General features: G+C 61.8%; 26 protein-coding genes. 14 read left to right on the top strand and 12 right to left on the bottom strand.

Annotation, left to right across the window (positions count from 1 at the left end):
- Positions 1 to 21: 21 nt before the first annotated feature.
- The 8 genes from dnaG to LOZ77_RS04495 all read left to right on the top strand — a co-directional run bounded on the left by dnaG (position 22) and on the right by LOZ77_RS04495 (position 7835).
- A complete protein-coding gene (dnaG, locus tag LOZ77_RS04530) occupies positions 22 to 1908 on the top strand; it encodes a DNA primase (RefSeq protein WP_230281000.1) in 1887 nt (628 codons plus the stop codon).
- Positions 1909 to 2002: 94 nt separating this feature from the next.
- A complete protein-coding gene (gene rpoD / locus LOZ77_RS04525; protein ID WP_230280999.1) occupies positions 2003 to 4033 on the top strand; it encodes an RNA polymerase sigma factor RpoD in 2031 nt (676 codons plus the stop codon).
- Between the two features lie 226 nt (positions 4034 to 4259).
- A complete protein-coding gene (gene rpiB / locus LOZ77_RS04520) occupies positions 4260 to 4715 on the top strand; it encodes a ribose 5-phosphate isomerase B (protein WP_230280998.1) in 456 nt (151 codons plus the stop codon).
- Positions 4716 to 4776: 61 nt separating this feature from the next.
- On the top strand, positions 4777 to 6075 hold the full coding sequence (gene glyA / locus LOZ77_RS04515; RefSeq protein ID WP_230280997.1) for a serine hydroxymethyltransferase: 1299 nt from the start codon (positions 4777 to 4779) through the stop codon (positions 6073 to 6075).
- Positions 6076 to 6094: 19 nt separating this feature from the next.
- Entirely contained in the window at positions 6095 to 6274 is a 180-nt protein-coding gene (locus LOZ77_RS04510) for a hypothetical protein (protein ID WP_230280996.1), read from the top strand.
- Positions 6275 to 6288: 14 nt separating this feature from the next.
- Positions 6289 to 6765, top strand: coding sequence for a transcriptional regulator NrdR (gene nrdR, locus LOZ77_RS04505; protein WP_230280995.1), 477 nt, complete (start codon positions 6289 to 6291; stop codon positions 6763 to 6765).
- A complete protein-coding gene (locus tag LOZ77_RS04500; RefSeq protein ID WP_230280994.1) occupies positions 6749 to 7492 on the top strand; it encodes an RNA methyltransferase in 744 nt (247 codons plus the stop codon). The genes nrdR and LOZ77_RS04500 overlap by 17 nt, the downstream gene beginning before the upstream one ends.
- Before the next feature lie 70 nt (positions 7493 to 7562).
- Entirely contained in the window at positions 7563 to 7835 is a 273-nt protein-coding gene (locus LOZ77_RS04495) for a DUF4242 domain-containing protein (RefSeq protein ID WP_230280993.1), read from the top strand.
- Positions 7836 to 7837: 2 nt separating this feature from the next.
- Here LOZ77_RS04495 and LOZ77_RS04490 read toward each other — a convergent pair whose 3' ends face one another.
- Complete coding sequence (locus tag LOZ77_RS04490; protein ID WP_230280992.1) at positions 7838 to 8146, bottom strand: chorismate mutase; 309 nt, start codon at positions 8144 to 8146, stop codon at positions 7838 to 7840.
- A gap of 269 nt (positions 8147 to 8415) precedes the next feature.
- On the opposite strand from LOZ77_RS04490, the gene rpsD reads away from it, so the two are divergent.
- Positions 8416 to 9030, top strand: a complete 615-nt coding sequence (gene rpsD, locus LOZ77_RS04485; protein WP_230280991.1) for a 30S ribosomal protein S4 — start codon at positions 8416 to 8418, stop codon at positions 9028 to 9030.
- 80 nt (positions 9031 to 9110) lie between these two features.
- On the opposite strand, the gene LOZ77_RS04480 is transcribed toward rpsD, so the two are convergent.
- Together LOZ77_RS04480 and tgt are read right to left on the bottom strand one after the other, a co-directional pair.
- Positions 9111 to 9398 carry an excalibur calcium-binding domain-containing protein gene (locus tag LOZ77_RS04480; RefSeq protein ID WP_230280990.1) on the bottom strand — a complete coding sequence of 96 codons (288 nt, stop codon included), beginning with the start codon at positions 9396 to 9398 and terminating at the stop codon, positions 9111 to 9113.
- Positions 9399 to 9440: 42 nt separating this feature from the next.
- A complete protein-coding gene (gene tgt, locus LOZ77_RS04475; protein WP_230280989.1) occupies positions 9441 to 10571 on the bottom strand; it encodes a tRNA guanosine(34) transglycosylase Tgt in 1131 nt (376 codons plus the stop codon).
- Between the two features lie 116 nt (positions 10572 to 10687).
- Between tgt and LOZ77_RS04470 the strand changes: the two genes are divergently transcribed.
- The gene (locus tag LOZ77_RS04470; protein WP_230280988.1) at positions 10688 to 11446 is read left to right on the top strand and encodes a TSUP family transporter; all 759 of its coding nucleotides are present in this window, start codon (positions 10688 to 10690) and stop codon (positions 11444 to 11446) included.
- Here the strand turns inward: LOZ77_RS04470 and LOZ77_RS04465 are convergent.
- From LOZ77_RS04465 to LOZ77_RS04430, 8 genes are all read right to left on the bottom strand, one after another.
- The gene (locus LOZ77_RS04465; RefSeq protein WP_230280987.1) at positions 11443 to 12432 is read right to left on the bottom strand and encodes a YdiY family protein; all 990 of its coding nucleotides are present in this window, start codon (positions 12430 to 12432) and stop codon (positions 11443 to 11445) included. The genes LOZ77_RS04470 and LOZ77_RS04465 overlap by 4 nt on opposite strands.
- A 19-nt stretch (positions 12433 to 12451) precedes the next feature.
- The gene (locus LOZ77_RS04460; RefSeq protein WP_230280986.1) at positions 12452 to 13219 is read right to left on the bottom strand and encodes an ABC transporter permease; all 768 of its coding nucleotides are present in this window, start codon (positions 13217 to 13219) and stop codon (positions 12452 to 12454) included.
- Positions 13216 to 14175 carry an ABC transporter ATP-binding protein gene (locus tag LOZ77_RS04455; protein WP_230281770.1) on the bottom strand — a complete coding sequence of 320 codons (960 nt, stop codon included), beginning with the start codon at positions 14173 to 14175 and terminating at the stop codon, positions 13216 to 13218. The genes LOZ77_RS04460 and LOZ77_RS04455 overlap by 4 nt, the downstream gene beginning before the upstream one ends.
- A gap of 46 nt (positions 14176 to 14221) precedes the next feature.
- Positions 14222 to 15286, bottom strand: coding sequence for a tRNA preQ1(34) S-adenosylmethionine ribosyltransferase-isomerase QueA (gene queA, locus LOZ77_RS04450; protein ID WP_230280985.1), 1065 nt, complete (start codon positions 15284 to 15286; stop codon positions 14222 to 14224).
- A gap of 47 nt (positions 15287 to 15333) precedes the next feature.
- Positions 15334 to 16098 (bottom strand): peptidylprolyl isomerase, encoded by a 765-nt coding sequence (locus LOZ77_RS04445; RefSeq protein ID WP_230280984.1) that lies wholly within the window; start codon positions 16096 to 16098, stop codon positions 15334 to 15336.
- Positions 16099 to 16190: 92 nt separating this feature from the next.
- The gene (gene coaD, locus LOZ77_RS04440; protein WP_230280983.1) at positions 16191 to 16712 is read right to left on the bottom strand and encodes a pantetheine-phosphate adenylyltransferase; all 522 of its coding nucleotides are present in this window, start codon (positions 16710 to 16712) and stop codon (positions 16191 to 16193) included.
- A 36-nt stretch (positions 16713 to 16748) separates the two neighbouring features.
- Entirely contained in the window at positions 16749 to 17654 is a 906-nt protein-coding gene (locus LOZ77_RS04435; RefSeq protein WP_230280982.1) for a polyprenyl synthetase family protein, read from the bottom strand.
- A 3-nt stretch (positions 17655 to 17657) separates the two neighbouring features.
- Positions 17658 to 17909, bottom strand: coding sequence for an exodeoxyribonuclease VII small subunit (locus LOZ77_RS04430; protein WP_230280981.1), 252 nt, complete (start codon positions 17907 to 17909; stop codon positions 17658 to 17660).
- 184 nt (positions 17910 to 18093) lie between these two features.
- Between LOZ77_RS04430 and purL the strand changes: the two genes are divergently transcribed.
- A complete protein-coding gene (gene purL / locus LOZ77_RS04425) occupies positions 18094 to 20313 on the top strand; it encodes a phosphoribosylformylglycinamidine synthase subunit PurL (RefSeq protein ID WP_230280980.1) in 2220 nt (739 codons plus the stop codon).
- Positions 20314 to 20377: 64 nt separating this feature from the next.
- On the opposite strand, the gene serB is transcribed toward purL, so the two are convergent.
- The gene (gene serB / locus LOZ77_RS04420) at positions 20378 to 21259 is read right to left on the bottom strand and encodes a phosphoserine phosphatase SerB (RefSeq protein ID WP_230280979.1); all 882 of its coding nucleotides are present in this window, start codon (positions 21257 to 21259) and stop codon (positions 20378 to 20380) included.
- Between serB and miaA the strand changes: the two genes are divergently transcribed.
- From miaA to ilvN, 3 genes are all read left to right on the top strand, one after another.
- Positions 21252 to 22229 carry a tRNA (adenosine(37)-N6)-dimethylallyltransferase MiaA gene (miaA, locus tag LOZ77_RS04415; protein ID WP_230280978.1) on the top strand — a complete coding sequence of 326 codons (978 nt, stop codon included), beginning with the start codon at positions 21252 to 21254 and terminating at the stop codon, positions 22227 to 22229. The genes serB and miaA overlap by 8 nt on opposite strands.
- A 178-nt stretch (positions 22230 to 22407) precedes the next feature.
- A complete protein-coding gene (gene ilvB, locus LOZ77_RS04410) occupies positions 22408 to 24123 on the top strand; it encodes a biosynthetic-type acetolactate synthase large subunit (RefSeq protein ID WP_230281769.1) in 1716 nt (571 codons plus the stop codon).
- Positions 24123 to 24638, top strand: coding sequence for an acetolactate synthase small subunit (ilvN, locus tag LOZ77_RS04405; protein WP_230280977.1), 516 nt, complete (start codon positions 24123 to 24125; stop codon positions 24636 to 24638). The genes ilvB and ilvN overlap by 1 nt, the downstream gene beginning before the upstream one ends.
- Positions 24639 to 24652: the final 14 nt, after the last annotated feature.

Here is a 24652-nt window from a genome sequence, read left to right as displayed (position 1 = left end):
AACGTGCGCCATTAGAAACCGATGGCGCTCTCACCCCAATGGCTGGACGAATTACGCTCGCGGATCACGCTGTCCGCGCTGATCGGGCGTACGGAAAAGCTGCAGCGCGCGGGGCGCGAGTTCAAGGCGTGCTGCCCGTTCCATAGTGAGAATACGCCCAGCTTTTACGTGAACGACGAAAAGCAGTTCTATCACTGCTTTGGCTGCGGCGCGCATGGCGATGCGATCCGCTGGATGACCGACCAGCGGGGCCTGCCATTCATGGATGCGGTCAAGGAACTGGCCGAACAGGCGGGGATGGAAGTGCCCGCCCCCGATCCGCGCTATGCGCAAGCCGCAGAGCAGCGCGCATCGCTGCATGACGTATTGGCGGAAGCGCAGGGCTTCTTCGTGCGCAATCTGGCTGGACCGGACGGGGCAGCGGCGCGCGCCTATCTGAAACAGCGCGGCATTGGCGAGGCGTTGCAGCGCGAATTCGGTTTCGGCTACGCTCCCGATGCCAAGGGCGCGATCGCAGAGGCTTTATCCGGTTTCGAACGCGACATGCTGATCGAAGCGGGCCTGCTGATCACGGTCGAGGGGAAGGAACCCTATGACCGGTTCCGCGGGCGGCTGATGCTGCCGATTCAGGACCGCCGCGCACGGGTGATCGGCTTTGGCGGGCGCATATTGTCCAAGGTCGAGAATGCGCCGAAATATCTGAATTCGCCCGATACTCCGGTCTTCGACAAGGGGCGCACGCTTTACAATATCCACCGCGCCTCCGCCGCTTCGCGCCAAAGCGACCGGCTGGTCGTGGTCGAAGGCTATATGGATGTGATCGCACTGGCCGGTGCGGGCATTGCCGAGGCGGTCGCCCCGATGGGTACGGCACTGACAGAGCAGCAGATCGAGCTTTTGTGGCGCATGGTGCCTGTGCCGGTGTTGTGCTTCGACGGCGACGCGGCGGGCCAGCGCGCGGCCATGCGCGCGGCAGAGCGGGCGCTGCCGATGCTCAGGCCCGGTCACAGCCTGTCGATCGTGACCCTGCCGGAAGGGCTGGACCCCGACGATCTGATCCGCCGCGACGGACCCGCTGCGATGAAGGCGCTGCTGGACAAGGGCGAAAACCTGCTGGACGTGATCTGGCGGCACGAGAAGGCAGCGACCGCGTCGAACACGCCCGAGGCAAAGGCGGGTCTGAAAGAGCGGCTGATGGCGCATGCCGACGCGATACAGCATCCCGATATCCGCGCGCTCTATGCCCGCGACCTGCGCGAACGTTTTTCCGCATTCGCCTTCCCGCCCCGCGCGCCGCGCCAGTTCGGAAACAACGGCCAGTCGGGCGGGCGCTTTCAACAAGGGGCCAAGCGGGGTTTTGCCCGCAACGATCGCGCGGCCGCCCCGCCCTCGCCCCTGCTGCGTCAGCTTGGCCCTGCCTCGGCTCGGAACCGGTTGATGGGCGCAGTCATCCTTGGCCTGATGCGGCATCCTGCCTTGCTGGAAACCTGCGCCGAGCAAATATCGCAGCTTCGCCCCGACGATGCCGGACAGGCGCGTGTGCTCGATGCGCTGCTCGAACTTGTGGAAACGGGGCATATCACGGCGGGATCGCTTGAAAGTCCCGATATTCCCGCCATATTGGCCGAACGTGGACTGGCCCTGCCCAATGGGGATGCGATCGGCGGCATGAAACTTGCCTTTCTGACCGATCGGACAATACAGGCCGAAGCCGCGAAGGAATTGACGGAGGCTATCTCTCTGCTGGTGGAACGACCTGCGATAGAGGCGGCCCTCGCTTTGGCAACGGCGCGATTTGGCGAGGATCCGGAGGGATCTTTTGTCGAGCAGCAACGCTTGTTGAAGAGAAAGCTGGAATTCGATGCCCGCCTAATGCAAATGGCGGCCATGCGAGGTGGCAGTCAGTAAAATATCAGGCTGGCAGGAAATCATACGATCATCTGCCCCGGCGGGTCAGAAATCAGACCGGCGGGCGGGCGATCAGACAGATGAATAGGCGGTAATGGCAACCAAAACGACAAACGGCGGCGGTAACGATGGCGATGCGCCGCTGATCGACCTCAACGAAGCGTCCATCAAGAAGCTGATCGCCCGCGCCAAAAAACGCGGCGTGATCACCTATGACGAACTGAACGAGGCGCTGCCGCAGGACCAGATGTCGTCCGAGCAGATCGAGGATGTGATGTCCGCGATCTCGGAAATGGGCGTCAATATCGTCGAGAGCGACGACGATTCCGAGGATGGCGACGATACGCCCGACGAAATCGATTCGGGCGATGACGATGATTCCGATTCGGATGACGGCACCGCGCCCAAGGACAATAAGGCGCCCGCCAAGAAGAAGGAAACGGTCGAGCGGACCGACGACCCCGTGCGGATGTATCTGCGCGAAATGGGCGCCGTCGAACTGCTGAGCCGCGAGGGCGAGATCGCCATTGCCAAGCGGATCGAGGCGGGCCGCGACATGATGATCATGGGCCTGTGCGAGAGCCCGATCACTTTCCACGCCATCATCCAGTGGTCCGAAGCACTCAATAACGAGGAAATGCAGCTGCGCGAGATTCTCGATCTCGATGCGATGCTGTCCAAGGAACCCGCACCGGAAAACCTGACCGACGACGACGAAGGCGACGGCGAGATTTCGGAAGAAACCGCCGGCCCGTCCTATAAAGAGGACGACGACGACGACGACGAGGATGAGAGCGAAGACGGCGAGGACGGCGAAGAAGGTTCGAGCCGCCGCAAGGAAGAGGAAGAGGAGGACAACACCCTCTCTCTCGCCCAGATGGAGGCCGCGCTCAAACCGGACGCGCTGGAACGCTTTGCACGCATCACCAAGCTGTTCAAAAGCTTTGAAAAGCTGCAGAACGAGCGTGTCGATGCGATGGGCCGCGGCGACGCGTTCTCGAAAGCCAAGGAAGACAAGTACGAGAACCTGCGCGAAGAGCTGACCGCCGAGGTTGAGAGCGTGCAGTTCCATGCGACCAAGATCGAATTTCTGGTCGATAATCTCTATGCCTTCAATCGCCGTCTGACAGCGCTTGGCGGTCAGATGTTGCGCCTTGCCGAACGTCACAAGGTGAAGCGCGCCGATTTCCTGCAATCCTATGTCGGGCACGAGCTGGACGAGGGATGGCTGACGGCCGTGTCCAAAAAGGACAAGAAATGGGCGGCCTTCGCCGAGAAGGAAGCCGATCCGGTCGAGCGTATCCGCGCCGAAATCGCCGATATCGCCAGCCAGACCGGCATGGCCCTGCCCGAATTCCGCCGCATCGTGAACATGGTGCAAAAGGGCGAGCGTGAGGCGCGTATCGCCAAGAAGGAAATGGTCGAGGCGAACCTGCGCCTCGTGATTTCCATCGCCAAGAAATACACCAACCGCGGTTTGCAGTTCCTCGACCTGATCCAGGAAGGAAACATTGGTCTGATGAAGGCGGTCGACAAGTTCGAATATCGCCGCGGCTACAAGTTCTCTACCTATGCGACTTGGTGGATCCGTCAGGCAATCACGCGTTCGATTGCCGATCAGGCCCGCACAATCCGCATTCCGGTCCATATGATCGAGACAATCAACAAGCTGGTCCGCACATCCCGCCAGTTCCTGCACGAGCAAGGGCGCGAGCCTACGCCTGAGGAAATGGCAGAGCGTCTTTCGATGCCGCTGGAAAAAGTGCGTAAGGTGATGAAGATCGCCAAGGAGCCGATCTCCCTCGAAACGCCGATCGGCGACGAGGAAGATTCGCATCTGGGCGATTTCATCGAGGACAAGAACGCGATCATCCCCGTGGATGCGGCCATTCAGGCGAATCTGAAGGAAACCGTTACCCGCGTCCTTGCCAGCCTGACCCCGCGTGAGGAACGCGTTTTGCGCATGCGTTTCGGTATCGGCATGAACACCGATCACACGCTGGAAGAAGTCGGCCAACAGTTCAGCGTGACCCGCGAACGTATCCGCCAGATCGAGGCGAAGGCCCTGCGCAAACTCAAACACCCGAGCCGCAGCCGCAAGATGCGCAGCTTTCTGGACCAGTAAGCCGTTCATTACGCCGCATTCAGGGGCCTTGCCGGATTTGCATCTGGCGGGGCCCTTTGCGTTTGGGGCCATTGGGTCAGGATGAGGCGGGGTCGGAAAAGGCAGGGCCCCCGCAACAAATTCGGGCTATCCGCAGACAAACCCCGTTTGCGGTGGCCATTCGCGCCGGTTCACATTATGCGCGTGCCCGAACCCACCGAGTCCCGAAACTGAAACAGGGCCGTCCATGCGCATTGCCATCGCTTCCGATCATGCAGGCTTTGACCTGAAACAGGATATCGCCCGCTGGCTGGCCGATGAAGGCCACGTCGTCACCGATTGCGGCCCGCAAAGCGATGCACGTGTCGATTACCCCGATTTCGGCTATAAGCTGGCCCTTGCCGTCGCGGGGGGCGCTTCGGAATTCGGCATCGCGGTTTGCGGATCGGGCATCGGCATTTCCATTGCCGTTAACCGCCACCCCGCCATGCGCTGTGCCTTGGTAGGCGAACCGCTGTCGGCCATGCTGGCGCGTGAGCATAATGACGCCAATGCGATCGCCCTTGGCGCACGACTGACGGGCATCGACATGGCCAAGGCTTGCATCGCAGCCTTTATGGTCGGCCGTTTCGAAGGCGGTCGCCACGAAGGCCGCGTCGACAAACTATCCGCACCGCCATTCGTCACGAAAACACAGTCCTGATCCGAACGCATTCCCGAACCAGACGCCATCCTGATCCCGATACAGACTTGAAAGAGACATCATGACCGTCGACACCGCGATCCGCAGCAGCGGGTTCTTCACCGATGAAATTGCCGCCTCGGACCCCGCCGTCGCCGATGCCATCAATCACGAGCTGAAGCGCGAGCGCAAGCAGATCGAATTGATCGCGAGCGAGAATATCGTGTCCAAGGCCGTGCTGGCTGCGCAAGGTTCGGTGTTCACCAACAAATATGCCGAGGGTTATCCCGGTCGCCGCTATTACCAGGGGTGCGAACCTTCGGATTCGGTCGAGCAACTGGCCATCGATCGTGCCAAGCAGCTGTTCGATTGCGAATTCGCCAATGTGCAGCCCCATTCGGGCGCGCAGGCCAATGGCGCGGTGCTGCTGGCGACTGTGAAGCCGGGCGACACGATCCTTGGCATGAGCCTCGACGCGGGCGGCCATCTTACCCATGGCGCGCGGGCGGCCCTGTCGGGCAAATGGTTCAACGCCGTGCAATATGGCGTGACCAAGGACACGCACCAGATCGATTACGACGAAGTCGAGCGTCTGGCGAAAGAGCACCAGCCCAAGCTGATCATCGCGGGCGGCAGCGCCTATCCGCGGATCATCGACTTTGCCCGCATGCGCGCCATTGCGGATTCGGTCAATGCGCTGTTTCAGGTTGATATGGCCCATTTCGCCGGGCTGGTCGCTGCGGGTATGCACCCCTCGCCCTTTCCGCATGCGCATATCGCCACCACCACTACGCACAAGACCTTGCGCGGTCCGCGTGGCGGCATGATCCTGACCAATGACGAAAAGCTGGCCAAGAAAATCAACTCGGCCGTGTTCCCCGGGCTTCAGGGCGGGCCGCTGATGCATGTGATCGCTGCCAAGGCTGTTGCTTTCGGAGAGGCGCTGCGTCCCGAGTTCAAGACCTATAGCCGCCTTGTGGTCGAAAATGCGCAGGTTCTGGCCGCTACGCTGAAAGACCGCGGTGCCGAGATCGTGTCGGGCGGCACCGATACGCATCTGGCGCTGATCGACCTTTCGCCGCTGGGCGTGACCGGCAAGGATGCCGACGAAGCGCTGGAGCGCGCGGGCATTACCTGCAACAAGAACGGCATCCCCTTCGACCCGCTGCCCCCCATGAAGACCAGCGGTATCCGCGTCGGTTCGCCCGCGGGTACGACGCGCGGTTTCGGACCGGAGGAATTCCGCGAGATCGGCCATATGGTCGCCGACGTCCTCGACGGCCTGGCCAAATGCGGCGAGGCTGGCGATGCGCAGGTGGAACAGAATGTCCGCGCGCGCGTCGAAGCCCTGTGCGATCGTTTTCCGATCTACGAGGATTAATTCTGAACAGGAGCCCGAAATGAGCGAGCCCGGCGGTATCAAGGATTATTGGAACGGAATGTCACCCGAAGCGCAGAAAGCGGCCAAATGGGGCGCTGTCGGTGCAGTGATCGCCATTCCGGTGCCATTCGTCGGGCCCATTCTGGGCGCCATTGTCGGCGGCGGGCTGGGCTATGCCAAGGCCAAGGGCAAAATCTGAAGGTATTACGATAAGTGCGTTGCCCTTTCTGTGCGAATGAATCGAGCCAGGTCAAAGACAGCCGGCCCGCCGAAGACGGCAGCGCCATCCGCCGTCGCCGCCAGTGCGAGGGTTGCGGCGCGCGCTTTACCACCTTCGAACGCATCCAGCTGCGCGAAGTGACTGTGCTCAAGTCGCGCGGACCGGACGAGGATCCGCGCCGCGAGCCGTTCGACCGTGCCAAGCTGGAACTGGCCGTGCGCCTTGCCTGCCGCAAGCGGGACATCTCGCACGAGCAGATCGACCGGCTGGTGTCGGGCGTGCAGCGGCAGTTGGAAACACGCGGCGAGAGCGAGATTCCTTCGGCCGATATCGGCGAACTGGTGATGGAGGGGCTGCGCCAGCTCGATTCCGTAGCCTATATCCGCTTTGCCAGCGTCTATCGCGAATTCAGCGAGGCGAGCGATTTCGAACAATTCGCCAGCACGGTGCGCGATGTCGCAGCCGACTGATCCAAACGGGGCGCACAACCCCGTAATCGTCCTTGTCCGCCCGCAACTGGGCGAGAATATCGGCAAGGCCGCGCGCGCCATGCTGAATTTCGGCCTGACCGAAATGCGGCTAGTCGCCCCGCGCGACGGTTGGCCCAATCCTTCGGCCGGTCCTGCGGCGTCGGGCGCGGATATCGTGCTGGAACAGGCGCAGGTTTTCGACAGCGTGGCCGATGCAGTGGCCGATTGTGCGCATGTCCATGCCACCACCGTGCGCAAGCGCGGCGTGACCAAGCCGGTGCTGACGCCCGAGGAAGCCGCGCGCGAAATGGCGACCATGGCAGGTCGCCACGCGATCCTGTTCGGTCCCGAACGTTCGGGGCTGGAAACCGACGATGTGGCGCTGGCACGCACCATCGTTACGGTGCCGATCAATCCGGAATTCGGCTCGCTCAATCTGGCGCAGGCCGTGATCCTGCTCAGCTATGAATGGTCGAAATCACGCGATCTGGCACAGCCGACGAGCGAGGAATTGCTTCCCCCTGCCCCGCAGGAAGAGCTGGACGGCATGATCGGCCAGCTGGAAGCGATGCTGGAGCCCTGCGGCTATTTCCGGCCCGAAAGCCGCGCACAGGCAACGCGGCGCACTTTGCGTACCATGCTGACCAAACCTGCGTGGAACCATCTGGAAATCCGCACGATGCGCGGCGTGCTGAGCGCGCTGGCCCGCGGCCCGCGCGACGATTGAGCCATTCGCACCCGCACCGCTTCGTGATAATATGTCCCACGGGTCGCTCCCCGACGAGGGAGGACATTCGATGCCGGAATATGTGATCGAACGCGAGATGCCGGGTGTCGGCGACACCGATGCGGCAGGCTTGAAAGGCGCATCGCAGACAAGTTGCAACGTGCTGCGCGATCTGGGTCCCGATATCCAGTGGGTCCACAGCTATGTCACGCCCGACAAGATCTATTGCATCTATCGCGCGCCGAGCGAAGAACTGATCAAGACCCATGCCGAGACGGCGGGCTTTCCAGCGAACAGCATCAGCGAAATCAAGGCACTGATCAGCCCGATGACCGCCGAGTGAGATCAGCCGCGCTGACGCACCCATTCCCCGTCTTCATAGGCGATGGAAGTCTCGACCAGATCCTCCCACAGGCGCGCGACGAAATCATCTGGCATGCCCTGCGCGCGTGCGGCGGCGACGGCAGCGTCGATCACGGCGCGCTTGCGGTCCTCGTCCCGCACGGCGCTGCGATCCTGCTTGATCCGCGCGGCGGCGCGCATATAGCCGAAGCGCTGGGCAAGCAGCGCGACCAGTTCGGCATCGATCGCATCGACGCCTTGGCGCACTTCCTTCATCGTGCGGCAGAGTTCGGGTTCGATTGCCTTTTCCATGGCGCGCCCTTGCCGTGTGCAGAGCGATAAGTCCAGCGGAACGGCCCGTTTGCTTGGCTGCTTTGCTTGGCTGTACGCGCACCGGACCGCCGCAGGACTTGACGGGCCGGTACAATTCTGTAAATGCGCGCGCTCGCAATAGGCCCCGCACCCCGGTGAAGCGGCGGCCGCGTCCGGTTTCAGACCGGATGGTGCGTATCCGGGCTACGAAAAACCCAAATCGGCCCGCGCGCAACTGGCGCCACGGCCTGCATATTGAAGGAAAGACTATGTCGAAGCGTAAAGCCTCGAAGCATAAACTCGACCGCCGCATGGGCGAAAACATCTGGGGCCGTCCCAACAGCCCCGTAAACCGTCGCTCGTATGGCCCGGGCCAGCACGGCCAGCGCCGCAAGAGCAAGGTTTCGGACTATGGTCTGCAGCTGCGCGCCAAGCAGAAGCTCAAGGGCTATTACGGCGACGTCACCGAAAAGCAGTTCAAGCGCACCTATCAGGAAGCGTCGCGCATGAAGGGCGATACCAGCCAGAACCTGATCGGCCTGCTGGAACAGCGCCTCGACATGATCGTGTATCGCGCCAAGTTCGCGCCGACCATCTTTGCGGCGCGCCAAATCGTTTCGCACGGTCACATCAAGGTCAATGGCGTGAAGTGCAACATCGCATCGCGCCGCTGCTTCGTGGGCGACGTGATCTCGCTGGGCGACAAGGCCAAGGAAATGGCGTTGGTCATCGAAGCGCAGAGCCTGCCCGAGCGTGAGATCCCCGACTATGTCGCGACCGACGGCACCGACAAGGTGACCTTCACCCGCGTTCCCACGCTGGACGAGGTTCCCTATCCCGTCCGCATGGAACCGAATCTGGTGGTCGAGTTCTACTCGCGCTGATCAGTTTTCCGGACTACGGAACAAAGGGGGCGGTCCTGCGGGGCCGCCCTTTTTCGTTGGCCTCTCGGGAACGCAGCGGATCAGCGATAAGGTTCGCAGGCGATCCCGTCACTGTCACCGTCCATCTCCTTGCGATAGCCGGGTTCACCGCGATAGATCGGAGCCGTACCTGCAGCGCGCGCATCGTTGCATCCGGCCCAATAATCGCCGGCCTGCGGTGCTCGCTCACGCATATCACTCGCAGCTCTTAGCGTTTGCCCTGCATCGACCATCGCCGCGCGACCGTTGGGTGTGGTGACCATGCCGACCACCCCGCCCGTCAAGACCGCCCCGCCCACGAATATTGCTATTTGTCGTATGTCAGCCATGGCCTGCTCATAATGGCGATTGCTGAACGGACCTTAAATGACTCAGCTGGACGCGTTTCGATAGTCTCTCCGGAAATCCGCCGCAAATATCGCGAAACGCCCTTCCGCAATGGCATCGCGCATGACCTGCATGAGCTGCTGATAGAATGACAGATTGTGCTCCGTCATCAGCATCGCGCCAAGGATTTCGCCCGAGCGGACGAGATGGTGGAGATAGGCGCGGGTATATTTGCCACAGGTCGGACAGCCGCAGCGATCGTCAATCGGATCCTGATCCTCGGCAAACTTCGCGTTGCGGATGTTGATCGGGCCATTCCATGTGAAAGCCTGCCCGTTGCGCCCCGACCGGCTGGGCAGGACGCAGTCGAACATGTCGATCCCGCGCTCGACCGCACCGACCAGATCGTCGGGCTTGCCGACGCCCATCAGATAGCGAGGCCGGTCATCGGGCAATTGTGCTGGCGCGAAATCGAGCGTGGCAAACATCGCCTCCTGCCCCTCGCCCACGGCCAAACCACCTACCGCATATCCGTCAAAGCCGATCTCGATCAGCTTTTCGGCGCTGATCTTGCGCAGTTCCTCGTCCAGGGCGCCCTGCTGGATGCCGAACAGCGCTGACCGAGCGGCGTGTTCCCCTCCGCTGTCGAACCCCTCGCGGCTGCGCCTTGCCCAGCGCATCGACATTTCCATCGAGGCCGCAATCTCGTCGCGCGGGCGATCGGCGCGCGGGCATTCATCGAAAGCCATCACGATATCACTGCCCAGCAGGCGCTGGATTTCCATGCTCCGTTCGGGGGTCAGCGAATGGCGTGATCCGTCGAGGTGGCTTTTAAAGGTCACCCCTTCCTCGGTAATCTTGCGCAGTTCCGACAGGCTCATCACCTGATAACCGCCACTGTCGGTCAGTATCGGGCGCTCCCAGCCCATGAATTTGTGCAACCCGCCAAGCCGCGCCACGCGTTCCGCACCCGGACGCAGCATCAGGTGATAGGTATTGCCTAGGATGATATCGGCACCCGTCTTGCGGACATCTTCCACCTTCATGGCCTTGACCGTGGCGGCTGTGCCGACAGGCATGAAAGCGGGCGTGCGGATCGTGCCGCGCTGCATGGCGATCTCGCCCGTGCGGGCCTTGCCTTCGCGGGCGTGGATAGTGAAATGGAAACGGGTCATGGCCTGCGCGCCTAGCGCCTTGCGCGCGGCGCGTCATCAGTGAAGATGCACCAGCTACAGGCAGGTATCCTGCATTCCTGTTTGCCAATAATCCCGCAACCGTTACATGCGCGGCCATGGAAATTGAGATCTGGCTGATCGTCGCCCTTGGATGCCTTGCCATTTGCACCGGCTTCATCGACTCCATCGCAGGCGGCGGCGGATTGGTCATGATGCCCGCCTTGCTGTTTGCGGGCATTCCGCCGCAACTGGCTCTCGGCACCAACAAGTGTCAGGCTATCGGGGCCAGTTCGACAGCTTTTTTCAACTACGCGCGGGCCGGTCTGGTTGATTGGCGCAAAGAGAAATGGCTGGCTATCATTGCCCTGATCGGTGCCGCCATCGGATCTTTGCTCGTGCAGCAGATATCCAGTCGCGCATTGGAATTGATCGTTCCGCTGCTTCTGATGGCAGTTGCACTTTATGTTCTTTTGTCACCCAAGATGGATGACGTGCAGGCCCACCATCTAGTGACGCGCAAGGGATATGCCCCCGTGGCCGGCGCGATCGGTTTTTACGACGGATTCTTCGGTCCCGGCACCGGCAGTTTCTTTGCCGCCACACAAGTTGGATTACGCGGCGAAGGTCTGACCCGCGCAACGGCCCACGCAAAGCTGTTCAACATGATGACCAATGTGGCGGCGGTCACTGTTTTTGCCACGGGCGGGAAGATCATTTGGACGCTGGGCATCGCGTGCGCACTGGGCGCTATGACGGGATCGTGGATCGGATCGAAATTCGCCGTGAAGCACGGGGCCAAACTGATCCGACCCCTGCTCGTCGCGGTCAGCCTTGCGCTTACCGCCAAGCTGATCTGGGGCTGGTTTACGGCCTAGAAATCGTAGATCAGCGAAATGCGCGACAGCGTATCGGTTGCCTCGGTATCGGCCGGCGGGTCGGTATCGTATTCGATGCTATAGGACAGCCGCGCCTTCAGCCGCTTGCCGATGCCCGCTTCCAGTCCGGTCAGCGCCAGATAGGTCGAATTGCTGGAATGGATGAACGCGTTCGCGCTTTCGGTTAAGGTCAGATTGTCCGCGATCCGCCACTCCAGCTCCATCGCTGCCAACGCCGCGAGATAGCTGTCATCACTGGACGCCGTCAGCGGATCGACCAGTTCGGTGCGCCGCCATGCGGGGCCTCCCTTTAGCTCCAACCGCAAGCCGTCTCGGTCGAACGGGCGATAACCGATACCGGACGATGCCGAATAGCGCGAGGAAAAGCCCGCGAACTCGTCGCGCTCATATTGAGCAAGACCAAAGACAAAGGCCCGTTTCGACAGGTCGAAGCTGGGCTCGTACGAAGCGAGATAGCGTTCGCGCGTCGTATCCCCGTCGCTGCGCTGAAAATCGAAGCGCGCGGTGACGCGATGGCGCCATGTCAGCCCGACACGATTGGCGCGAAACGCGGCGGTCACGCCCAGATCCTCGCTATTGCCGCTTGATGCAAGGGCGCCGAATTCGCCCTTTCCGGTCCAGCCTTCCAGCGGACCTGCGTTGCGCAGCGATTCGCGCTTGCGCGCCTCCTCCGCAGCGACGATGCGCTGACGATTGGCCTTGAACGCGGCTTCCAGCCTGTCGAGCTCCGGCCCACCGGCAGGATAGGTGTGGCGGGCGATCTGGATCACCGTATTCACCTTGTCCGGGTCGCCGGTCGCAATGGCCGTCTCGACCATCTCCCGCGCGGCATCGGGCAAGCCCACAGGCTCCGGCTCGGGGACTTCGGGGCGCGGATAAGGCTCGATATAAACGGCATCCTGCGCAAAGGCAGGTGTGGCGGCAGCGGCCGCAAGCGTAGCAATAATCAGCGACCGTGATTTCATGACGCAGCGCGGTATCAAATCACTCTCGCAGCCGCCAGCCTGTTTGAAAAATAATAGCGATAACAGTCACGCATAGCACAAGAAATGCAATGGTCAGCCCTGTTGCAACCGCAATAGAGACATCCGCCTGCCCGTAAAACGTCCAGCGCAGCCCGCTGACCAGATAAACGATGGGATTGAACAATGCCGCCGTGCGCCAAGGTTCGGCCAGCATGTCGATCGAGTAAAACGTGCCGCCCAGAAACGTCAGCGGAGTCAAAAGCAGCAGCGGCACCATCTGGAGTTTTTCGAACCCGTCGGCCCACAGGCCAAGAATGAAACCCAGCAAAGAGAATGCCGTGGCGACCAGCAATATGAAGAAGAATGCCGCAACCGGATGGGCGATGTGATAATCGACGAACAGATTTGCGGTAATCAGGATGATGGCCGCCAGGATCAGCGACTTGGTGACCGCCGCACCGACAAATCCGACCAGTGTTTCCGCCACCCCTATAGGTGCGGAAAGCAGCTCATAGATCGAGCCGGTAAAACGCGGCATATAAATGCCAAAACTGGCATTAGCGGTACTTTCCGACAGCATGGTCAGCAGCAGCAGGCCGGGCACGATGAAAGCGCCGTAATCCACGCCTCCTATCTCGTCCATCCCTCCGCCGATGGCGGCACCAAAGACAATGAAATACAGACAGGTTGTCAGAACCGGAGAGACCAGCGAACCGAATGCGGTGCGCAGGAAGCGTAGCAATTCGGTGCGATAGATTGTCAGCGCACTGGTGAGGTTGAAGCTCATGCCGCTGCCCCCTCCTCCTCGACAAGACGGACGAAGATATCCTCAAGGCTCGATTCCTGCTGGACGATGCCGTTAAAATCGATACCGCCGGTGACAAGAATCTTGGCGATTTCAGCCACCTGCTCCTTGCCCAGACCGCTGCCGTCTCCGCCGCGAAACACGATGTTCCGACCGCCATCCTCTAGCGTAACGGGGAACCCGTCCAACGCCGCGGGCAACGCGGTCAGGGGCTGCGCAAGGCTGAAACACGCCTCGGTCCGGCCCATTCGCTTCATGATCTCGGTCTTGCCGTCGACCAACAGGATGCGCCCCTTGTTGATCACCCCGACGCGGTCGGCCATTTCCTCGGCCTCTTCGATGTAATGGGTGGTCAGGATCACCGTCACGCCTTGCTCGCGCAGGCGGTCGATGGTCTGCCACATGTCGCGGCGCAGTTCGACATCCACACCCGCAGTCGGCTCGTCGAGGAACAGCAGGTCGGGATCATGCGCCAGCGCCTTGGCGATCAGCACGCGGCGCTTCATCCCGCCCGACAAAGCACGCAACTGCGAATCCCGCTTGTCCCATAGCGACAGGGTTTTCAGCACTTCCTCGACCCGCGCTGGATCGGCGGGCTTGCCGAACAGCCCGCGCGAATAGGCTACGGCGCGGTGAACCTTTTCGAAAATGTCGATCGACAATTCCTGCGGCACCAGCCCGATGCGCGACCGCATGCGGCGCCAGTCATGCGCCATATCGTGCCCGAATGCCGTCACCGTGCCGCTCGTGGGACGCACCATACCGCACACCGCGCCGATCAATGTCGTCTTGCCCGCACCATTGGGGCCCAGCAGGGCGAAAATCTCTCCCTTGCGGATCTGCAGGTCCACATTGTTCAGGGCGGTAACGGGAGGCGCGTTGCCCCGGCCGGGATAGGTTTTCGACAGGCCGCGAATATCGAGTATGGTTTCCACGATTGCCTGTGTGGGCGCGTCAACCCCGCTTTTCAAGGAGCGCGCTGCATCAACGCCTGGGCGGGATCAGCAGCGAACTGTCGCCATAGCTATAGAAGCGGTAATCGGCGGCAATGGCATGGGCATAGGCCGCCTGCATCACATCCAGCCCCATCAGCGCGCTGACCAGCATGAACAGGGTCGATTTGGGCAAGTGAAAATTGGTCATCAGCGCATCGACCGCGCGGAACCGGTAACCCGGCGTGATAAAGATCGAAGTATCACCCGCAAATGGCTGAATAACATCATTTTCATCAGCCGCGCTTTCCAGCAGGCGCAGCACGGTCGTGCCGACGGCGACAACGCGGCCGCCCGCTCTTCGCACGATGTTCAGCCGGTCTGCGGTGGCGGCATCGATGGTGCCCCATTCGGCATGCATCGCATGATCGTCGGTATCCTCGGCCTTGACTGGCAGAAACGTGCCTGCTCCGACATGCAGGGTCAAAGTTTCCCGCCCGATACCGCGCGCGTCCAGCGCCGCGATCAGTTCGGGGGTGAAATGCAGCGCTGCCGTCGGGGCCGCGACCGCACCGTCGGCTTTGGCGAACATGGTCTGGTAATCGCTGCGGTCCTTCTCGTCCGTTCCGCGCTTGCCGGCGATATAGGGGGGCAACGGCATTTGCCCTGCCCGCTCCAGCAGCACTTCGACCGGCTCATCGCCCTGAAACGCAAGCGTCCAGCTTCCGTCGGGCAGGTGGTTTTCGGCGATGGCGGTGACATCGGCGGGAAAGCGGATGGTGTCACCTTCGCGCAGGCGCTTGCCGTTGCGCACAAAGGCCTGCCAGCGCCGCAAATCGATCCGTTTGTGCAGCGTCGCGCCGATCCGTGCGCCCTCACCCGCTTCGCCATCCCGCGCAGGGCGAACGCCGTCAAGCTGTGCAGGGATCACACGGGTATCGTTGAACACCAGCACATCGCCCGGCGACAGCAGCGATGGCAGATCGCGCACATGGCGGTCGGTCAGGGCACCCTCGCCCCCTTCGACCAGCAACATGCGCGCGGCATCGCGCGGACACGCCGGACGCAGGGCGATCCGTTCGGGCGGCAGTTCGAAATCGAAAGCATCAACTCGCATCGCGCCGCGATAGTGGGGTGCGCGCGCGATGGAAAGTCCGTGGCTTACTACTGCGGATCGGAAACCGCATTATTCAGCATGTCGGCGGTGATTTCCCCCGCCGGAGCTGCCGGAGCGGGAGCTACCTTATGCTGGCTGCCCAAAGATGCCTGAACGATGCGCGTGGGATTGGCGGGCGGCTGGCCACGCTGGATATTGTCGACATAATTCATGCCGCCGATTACGCGGCCGAAAACGGTGTATTTTCCGTCAATCGCCATCGTCGGATAGAACACGATAAAGAACTGGCTGTTGGCCGAATCGTTCGAATTGCCCATGCGCGCCATCGAAACCGTGCCGCGCAAATGGGGCACGCGGTTGAATTCCGCCTTCAGATCGGGAAGCTCGGACCCGCCGCGGCCCGTGCCGCTGGGATCGCCGGACTGCGCCATGAATCCGTCGATCACGCGGTGAAAGATGATGCCGTCGTAAAAACCCTGCTGGGTCAGTGTTTTGATGCGGTTCACATGTTCGGACGCCCATTCCGGCTTCAAGCGGATGGTAACGCGCCCGCCGTTCGACAGGTCGAGGATCCAGACATTTTCAGGATCGACGCTGGCATCGGTGTTCACCGTCCAATATTCGGGGCCATAGGCCGATGCGGGAGCGGGTGCCGTTGCTTCGACCTGATCTTCGGTCAGCGTTTCGGACGCTTCCTCATCGGCCTGCGCCAGTGCGGCAACCGGCAGGCCAATCCCGGCCAGACCCAGTGCAGCGGCGGCAACGCCTGCCTTGATCCACGGGCGGGCGGGCATCGAAATACGGATGGTCATCAAAAATCCCTTGTAAACTGCGCAGCCGCTTAGCCAGTGCGCGCTGTCAGTTAAATGAATAAATCGCCTCGATCACGGCCACAGGTGCCGGTTCAGTAATCGCCCTTCAACCCCTGCTGCGCCACGCGCGCGACCACATCATCCTTTACCGCGGGGCTGACGAAGGGTGAGATGTCGCCGCCGAATTGCGCGATTTCCTTTACGAGCTTCGACGCGATCGGCTGCAGCGAGACATCGGCCATCAGAAAGACGGTTTCGATATCGTCGTTCAATTGCTGGTTCATGCCCGCCATTTGATATTCATATTCGAAATCGGCCACGGCGCGCAGGCCTCGAACGATCACTTGGGCCCCTTGCTTTTCCGCAAAACGCATCAGTAAGGCGTTGAAACCGACGACTTCGGCATTTTCGACCCCCATGGCGGCCAATTCGCGTTCGACCATGGCCATGCGCTCTTCGGGGGTGAACATCGGATTCTTGGACGGATTGGTCGTGACCCCGATAATTAGCCGGTCGACCAGCTTCGCGCCGCGACGGATGATATCGCAATGACCCAAGGTGATTGGATCGAACGTCCCCGGGTAAATGCCGACCTGCTCGTGCCTGTCACTCAAAATCCTGCTCCAGCGTGGTTATCTGTTGTCGATGGATCAGCTTTGCCGCTCGACCACAAAGCGGGCGACCGCGCGCAGCAGATCGGCCTCACGACCATAAGCGTCGAGATGGCCGATCGCCTGATCGACCAGAACGCGTGCCTGCTCTCGCGCCCGCTCTGGTCCCAGCAGCGAGACAAAGGTCGATTTGCCGGCCTCGGCATCCTTGCGCAGGGCCTTGCCTGCCAGTTCCTCGTCCCCCTCGTGATCGAGGAGATCGTCCGCGATCTGGAACGCAAGGCCAATATCATGCGCATAATGGCGCAAAGCGCGTCGTCCCTCGGCAGGCAAATGGCCCAGTATGGCGCCCATTTCGACCGAAGCGGCGAGCAATGCGCCCGTTTTCAGCTGCTGCAGCCGCGTCACCGTAGGCAGGTCGAACTCGCTTTCTTCGGCCACGATATCCATCATCTGACCGCCCGCCATGCCATTCGCACCGCTGGCTTTCGCCAGACAGGCGACCAGCTCCGCACGGGTGAAGGGATCGGGCAGACGCTCGGCATCGCTCAAAATCTCGAACGCCAGCGCATGCAGCGAATCGCCCGCCAGTACGGCCGTCGCCTCGTCGTACTCGCGGTGAAGCGTCGGCTTGCCGTGGCGCAGTGCATCATCATCCATGCAGGGCAGATCGTCATGGATCAGAGAATAGACATGGATCGCCTCGATCGCGCAGCCGACGCGGACGGCGGTTTCGCGGTTCACCGCCAGCATTTCCGCCGTCGTCACGCACAGCAGGGGCCGCATCCGCTTGCCCCCGCCGATGGCGGCATAGCGCATCGCCTCTATCAACCGTGCGCGCGGGTCCTGCGGCACCTTCAGCACCGCGTCGAAACAAGTATCGACGTCGATGGCGATCTTTTGCAGCGCTCCGGCCAGATTGTCGCTCACGGCGGTTACCGTCATGGATCAGCCCGCAGCCTCGTCGAATGGGCGCGTACCGGTGGCGCGACCTTCGGCATCGGCCACGATCGCCTCGATCCTTGCCTGCGCGGCGTCGAGCCGGGCCTGGCAATGTTTGCGCAAAGCCTCTCCGCGTTCGTAGAGCGCAATCGATTCGTCGAGCGCGGCCTCGCCCCCTTCCAGCCGGCGGACAACATCCTCCAGCGCGGCAAGGGCCTGTTCGTAACTCATCTGCGAAATATCGGGTGCGTCGCTCATCGCTGCGTGTTTGGAACCTGCCTGCCATCGGGTCAAGCCGTGGCGGCGGCACTTCCCCCGCCTGCCCCAAAAGACACAGATTGACAGGGCAATGCGAAGCGAACGAGGCGGCGCGGTGGATTGGATGCGTTTTGATCGCGAAACGGACTAGCGCTGCCCTTCGTGCCTAGGTAAGGCGCGCGCCATGACTGATGCTATCACTCCCGATGTCGTTGCCGCCCACGGCCTTTCCCACGAGGAATATGAGCGTGTCCTGCACGCGCTGGGGCGCGAACCCAATCTGGTCGAACTGGGCATCTTCTCGGTCATGTGGTCCGAACATTGCAGCTATAAATCGAGCCGCCTGCATCTGAAGAAGCTGCCGACCGAGGCGGACTGGGTAATCTGCGGCCCGGGCGAGAATGCGGGCGTGATCGATATCGGTGACGGTCAGGCATGCATCTTCAAGATGGAGAGCCACAACCACCCGTCATACATCGAACCCTATCAGGGCGCGGCGACCGGTGTGGGCGGTATTTTGCGCGACGTGTTCACCATGGGCGCGCGCCCGGTGGCCAATATGAATGCGCTGCGCTTCGGGCGGCCCGATCACCCCAAGATGAAGCATCTGGTGCAAGGGGTTGTCGCAGGCATCGGCGGATACGGCAATTGCGTCGGCGTCCCGACCGTTGGCGGCGAGACCAATTTCCACAAGGCCTATGACGGCAACATACTCGTCAATGCGATGACGGTGGGCGTGGCCGATGCGGACCGCATTTTCTATTCCGCCGCCACGGGACTTGGCAATCCGATCGTCTATGTCGGATCGAAAACCGGCCGCGACGGCATTCATGGCGCAACCATGGCCAGCGCCGATTTCGGCGAGGATTCGGAAGAAAAGCGCCCGACCGTGCAGGTGGGCGATCCCTTTACCGAAAAGCTGCTGATCGAAGCCTGCCTCGAACTGATGGCGACCGATGCGATCGTCGCCATTCAGGACATGGGCGCGGCAGGGCTTACCTCGTCCTCGGTCGAAATGGCGACCAATGGCAAGGCGGGCATCCGGCTGGACATGAACAAGGTGCCCTGCCGCGAAACCGGCATGACGCCCTATGAAATGATGCTGTCGGAATCGCAGGAACGCATGCTGATGGTGCTCAAGCCGGGCAAGGAAGCCATGGCCGAGGCGATTTTCAGGAAATGGGAACTGGATTTCGCGGTCATTGGCGAAGTGACCGATACGCAGCATATGGTGCTGGAATTCGACGGCGAGGTCGTGTGCGACATTCCGCTCGGCCCGCTGGCGGCAGATGCGCCTTTGTACGACCGTCCCTATATCGATCGCGAGGAATATGCCGCATGGGCGGGCACCGCGCCGCTGGCCGATACGCCCGATACCGACGATGTGGCGGGCGATCTGAAGCGCATGATCGGCTCGCCCGATCTCGCTTCGCGCGCATGGATTGCCGAACAATATGATTCGCAGGTTGGTGCCGATACGCTGCAGACCGGCGGCGATGCGGCCGTGGTGCGCGTTCACGGCACGAAAAAGGCGCTGGCGATCAGCACCGATTGCACCCCGCGCTATTGCTATTCCGACCCGCACGAGGGCGGCAAACAGGCAATTGCCGAGGCTTGGCGCAATATTTGCGCAGTGGGCGCCCTGCCCCTTGCGGTGACCAATTGCCTGAACTTCGCCAATCCGCAGCGGCCCGAAATCATGGCCCAGTTCGTCGGCTGCCTCGAAGGCATGGGCGATGCGTGCCGCGCGCTGGATTTCCCGATCGTGTCGGGGAACGTTTCGCTTTATAACGAGAGCAAGGCCACCGGCGGCGGCAGCGCGATCCTGCCTACGCCCGCGATTGGCGGTGTCGGCCTGATGCAGGATTACGCGATTATGGCCACCCCGCGCTTCAAGGCGGCGGGAGAGCAGATCGTGGTGATTGGCGGCGAAAGCGGCCATCTGGGCCAGTCGCTGTGGCTACGCGAAATTCGCGGGCGCGAAGAAGGCACGCCGCCGCCCGTCATGCTTGATCTGGAACGTAAGGCGGGCGAAACCGTGCGACAGCTGATCGCGGATAGTGCGGTCACGGCCGTGCATGATTGCGCAGATGGCGGGCTGGCCGTGACGCTGGCCGAAATGGCGTTGTCCGGCGGGATGGGATGCACAGTTGCCATGCCCGAGGATCGCACATCACTGGCGGCATTCTGGTTCGGAGAGGATCAGGCCCGCTATGTCGTGACCGCAGCCGAAGCCGAACCCGTACTGGAGGCTGCCGAAGCGGCCGGCCTTGCCGCCGTGGCATTGGGTGTGACTGGCGGAGACAGGCTGCTCTTCCGCTCGACATATGGCGAAAGCATTGTCGCGCTGGACGAAATCAGCGCGGCCCATCGCGCGTTCTTTCATGAGTGGATGGAAGGCTGAAGGTAACGCGGGGAAAAGCGCCTGACGCTTGCCCCCGCGAGCCGCGGCGTATGGTGATTGCCGCCTATTTCGCCCAATCCGATCGCGGAATATCGAACAATTTCAGAACGCTCGTCAGATCGCCACGCTCGATCCAGCCGTCCGATGCCGCGCGGGCCTTGGGCTTGGCGTAATAGGATATGCCGTAATCGGCCGCTTCGATCATTGGAATGTCATTGGCGCCGTCACCCATGGCAAGGCTGCGCGCATTGGGGCCAAGCCGCTCCATCTCGCCCTTCAACGTCTGCTTCTTGACCGAACTGTCGACGATGGCGGCGGCGAGAGCGCCGGTCAGCCTGCCATCCGCAACGCCCAGCACATTGCCGACCACGCGGGAAAAGCCCAACATCTCGGCCACCGGATCGGCGAAGCTGTGAAACCCGCCTGTCACCAGCACCGTATGGCAGCCGCGCGCATTCAGCGTTTCGACCAGAACACGCGCGCCGGGCATGGGCGTGATCCTTTCGGCAAGACATTGCGCAATCGCGCTTTCGGGTAAGTCTTTCAGCAGGCCGACACGTTCTTTCAATGCGCTCTCGAAATCGAGTTCGCCCTGCATTGCGCGTTCGGTGATGGCAGCAATCCGCTCTTTCAGACCCGCGAAATCCGCCAGCTCGTCGATGCATTCCTGCCCGATCATGGTCGAGTCCATGTCGGACACGAACAGATGCGGCACTTCGATCGGGCCTGCCGAAACGAGCAGGTCGGATGGCGCGAATGCATCGGACAATATTTGGCGAACAGCAGCCGGATCGCCTTCCGCCAGCGAGATTTCCAGCACATCGCCGCAAAAATCCAGCATCGCGGCCTCTGCCACCGGCCAGCCTTTGGCATCCAATGCAGCGCTGGCGGTGTCGAGCGCGCTTTCAAGCGTGGCGGGGTCTGCTATCAGCCGGGCGATGAGCACGGGACAATTCTCCAACGAAGCGATTCAGGCGAACAGGCCAAGGGTCGCGCTCATCGCAGGGCCGACGGCGAGCGGCAAGAGCGATCTGGCCGTGCAGCTTGCATTGGCGGCGTACGAACATGGCTTGCCCGCGACCGTAATCAATGCCGATAGCGCGCAGGTCTATGCCGATCTGGCGGTTTTATCGGCTCGGCCGAGCGAAGAGGAAATGCGCGGCGTGCCGCATCGGCTGTTCGGTTCGTGGGACGGAGCCATGCCGTGCAGCGCCGCCGATTGGGCCAATGCCGCACGGGCAGAGATCGATGCGGCGCATGCTGCGGGCCGCCTGGCGGTACTGGTTGGCGGAACGGGGCTCTATCTTCGCACTTTGATCGACGGCATCGCCCCCGTGCCCGACATTGATCCGGCCATCCGCGAGGCTGTGCGCGCCCTGCCCGTGACCGAGGCGCACGATGCCCTGTCTCGCGAAGACCCGCAGGCCGCCGCCCGCCTTTCCTCGGCCGACACCACGCGCGTCGCCCGCGCGCTGGAAGTGGTGCGCTCTACCGGTAAGCCGCTTGGCCACTGGCAGGCACGGCTGGAGGGCGGGATCGGGAACCGGATCGATCTGGCCGCAACGATCCTGCTGCCCGACCGCGCGTGGCTTTACGAACGATGCGACCGGCGATTTGGCCTGATGCTGGAGCTTGGGGCGATAGCGGAAGTCGAACGCCTTCTTGCCCGCGATCTGGACCCAGCCCTGCCCGTGATGCGCGCGATTGGCGTGCCCGAGATCGCAGCATGGCTGCGCGGCGAGATCACACAAGAGGAAGCCAAAGCGCAGGGCGCGCTTGCCACGCGGCGCTATGCCAAACGGCAATATACATGGTTCCGCCATCAGCCTCCGCAGGATTGGAAGCGTATTGAGCGATATAATTCTGATTTTAAGGATCAGATTGCAACTTTATTACATTATTTTGGCTTGACATGATCAATTATGTCTCCTACTTCGCCCGGCAATGGGGATGATGCCTGCGGGCCCGGCGGTCAAACGCTCGGGCCCGAACTCATCCGGGCACCCTGTTTTTACGAACCCTCATCTGTCATGGGGTTCGCCAGACTAAACGATGGAGCGATACGTGACCGAGCGCAGCGGCGCAGAGATATTGATGGACAAGCTGGTCGAGCAGGGGGTCGAAGTCGTCTTCGGCTATCCCGGCGGCGCGGTGCTTCCCATCTATGACGCCCTCTTCAATGACGAGCGTATTCGCCACATCCTTGTCCGGCACGAAGCCGGTGCCGCGCACGCCGCCGAAGGCTATGCGCGCTCCACCGGCAAGCCCGGGGTCGTTCTGGTCACCAGCGGTCCGGGGGCGACCAATGCCGTCACCGGAATTGCCGATGCGTTCATGGATTCGATCCCGATGGTCGTGCTGACCGGACAGGTCGCGACCGCAATGATCGGCACCGACGCCTTTCAGGAGGCCGATACCGTCGGCATTACGCGCCACTGCACCAAGCATAACTATCTGGTGAAAGACCCCGCCGATCTGGAAGCGACCATCGACGAGGCGTTCCAGATTGCCACCACGGGCCGCCCCGGCCCCGTCGTGATCGACATTCCCAAGGATGTTCAGGTCGCCAGCATCGACGGCAAGGCGCACCAGATGCCAAGCCGCTACAACCCGCCCTTTACCGGCGATGAAAAGGCCATTGCGCAGGCGATGGACATGCTGGCGGCGGCCGATGCGCCGGTCCTTTATACGGGCGGCGGGATCATCAATTCGGGACCCGGGGCAAGCGCGCTGCTGCGCGAATTGCAGGCGCTGTGCGGCGCGCCCGTTACCTCGACGCTGATGGGGCTTGGCGCGTTTCCCGCCGATCATGGCGACTGGCTGGGCATGCTGGGCATGCATGGTACGTGGGAAGCGAACCATGCGATGAACCGTGCCGATCTGATCCTGTGCCTTGGCGCGCGTTTTGACGATCGCGTCACCGGCCGGATCGAGGATTTTGCGCCTCATGCGCGCAAGATCCATGTCGATATCGACCGTTCATCGATCAACAAGACGGTCGCGGTAGATCTGCCGATCCTGGGCGATGTGGGTGAAATCATGCGCCAGATGATCGCCCGCTGGAAAGCAGCAGGCCACGAGGCGAACGACCTGACCGAGTGGAAGGCGCGGATCACCGGATGGAAGGCGCGCCAGTCGCTGGCCTATCCCAAGTCCGAGCAGGAAATCATGCCCCAGCTCGCGATCGAACGGCTGTTCGCCCTGACGCGCGACAAGGACCCGATCATCACTACCGAGGTCGGCCAGCACCAGATGTGGGCCGCCCAGCATTTCGGTTTCTTCGGCCCGAACAAATGGCTGACCAGCGGCGGCCTTGGCACCATGGGCTATGGCCTGCCCGCTGCCATCGGCGCGCAGATCGGCAATCCGGACGCGCTGGTCATCGACATCGCAGGCGAAGCATCGATCCAGATGAACATTCAGGAACTCGGCACGGCAAGCCAGTATCGTCTGCCGGTCAAGATTTTCATCCTGAACAATGAATTCATGGGCATGGTCCGCCAGTGGCAGGAGCTGACCTATGAATCGCGCTATTCGAACAGCTATTCCGACGCTTTACCCGATTTCGTGAAACTGGCGGAGGCCTATGGCTGGAAGGGCATCGTGATCGACGATCCGGCCGACCTCGACGCCGGGATTCAGGCGATGATCGACTATGACGGTCCGGTGATCGTCGATTGCCGCGTGGCAAAGCTTGCCAATTGCCTGCCGATGTTCCGTTCGGGCGCGGCCCATACCGACATGATGCTCTATGGTGACGAGGCGCCCGCCGCCATCACCGTCAGCGCAGAAGCGAAAGCCTCGGTCTAATGCATATCCAGCACAGAGAGCAGGAACGGCACGTTCTGGCCGTCACCGTCGATAACGACCCGGGCATTCTGGCCAAGATCGCCGGTTTGTTCACCGCACGCGGCTATAATATCGATTCGCTGACGGTGGCCGATATTACCGAAAACCATCGGGTATCGCGCATCACCATCGTCACCCACGGCCCTCCGCAGGTGATCGACCAGATCCATGCGCAGCTGGAACGGCTGGTCCCCGTGCACAAGGTCGTGGACCTGACCGAACAGGGGCCGCATGTCGAACGCGAACTGGCGCTGGTGAAAGTGGCCGGCAAGGGCGACAACCGGGTCGAGGCACTGCGCCTTGCCGATGTGTATCGGGCCAAGGTCGTGGATTCGACCACGCAGAGTTTCATTTTCGAAATCACCGGTGCACCGGAGAAAATCGACAGCTTCGTCGCATTGATGCGCGAACTGGGTCTGGTCGAAGTGGGCCGGACCGGGATCGTGGGCATGATGCGCGGGGCGAACGGCGTCTGACCGCCGGAACCTGA

This window comes from Croceicoccus sp. Ery15, assembly GCF_020985305.1.
Taxonomy (GTDB): domain Bacteria; phylum Pseudomonadota; class Alphaproteobacteria; order Sphingomonadales; family Sphingomonadaceae; genus Croceicoccus.
Note: the sequence above shows the minus strand (reverse complement) of the source record. Positions and strands in the feature narration are given on the sequence as shown.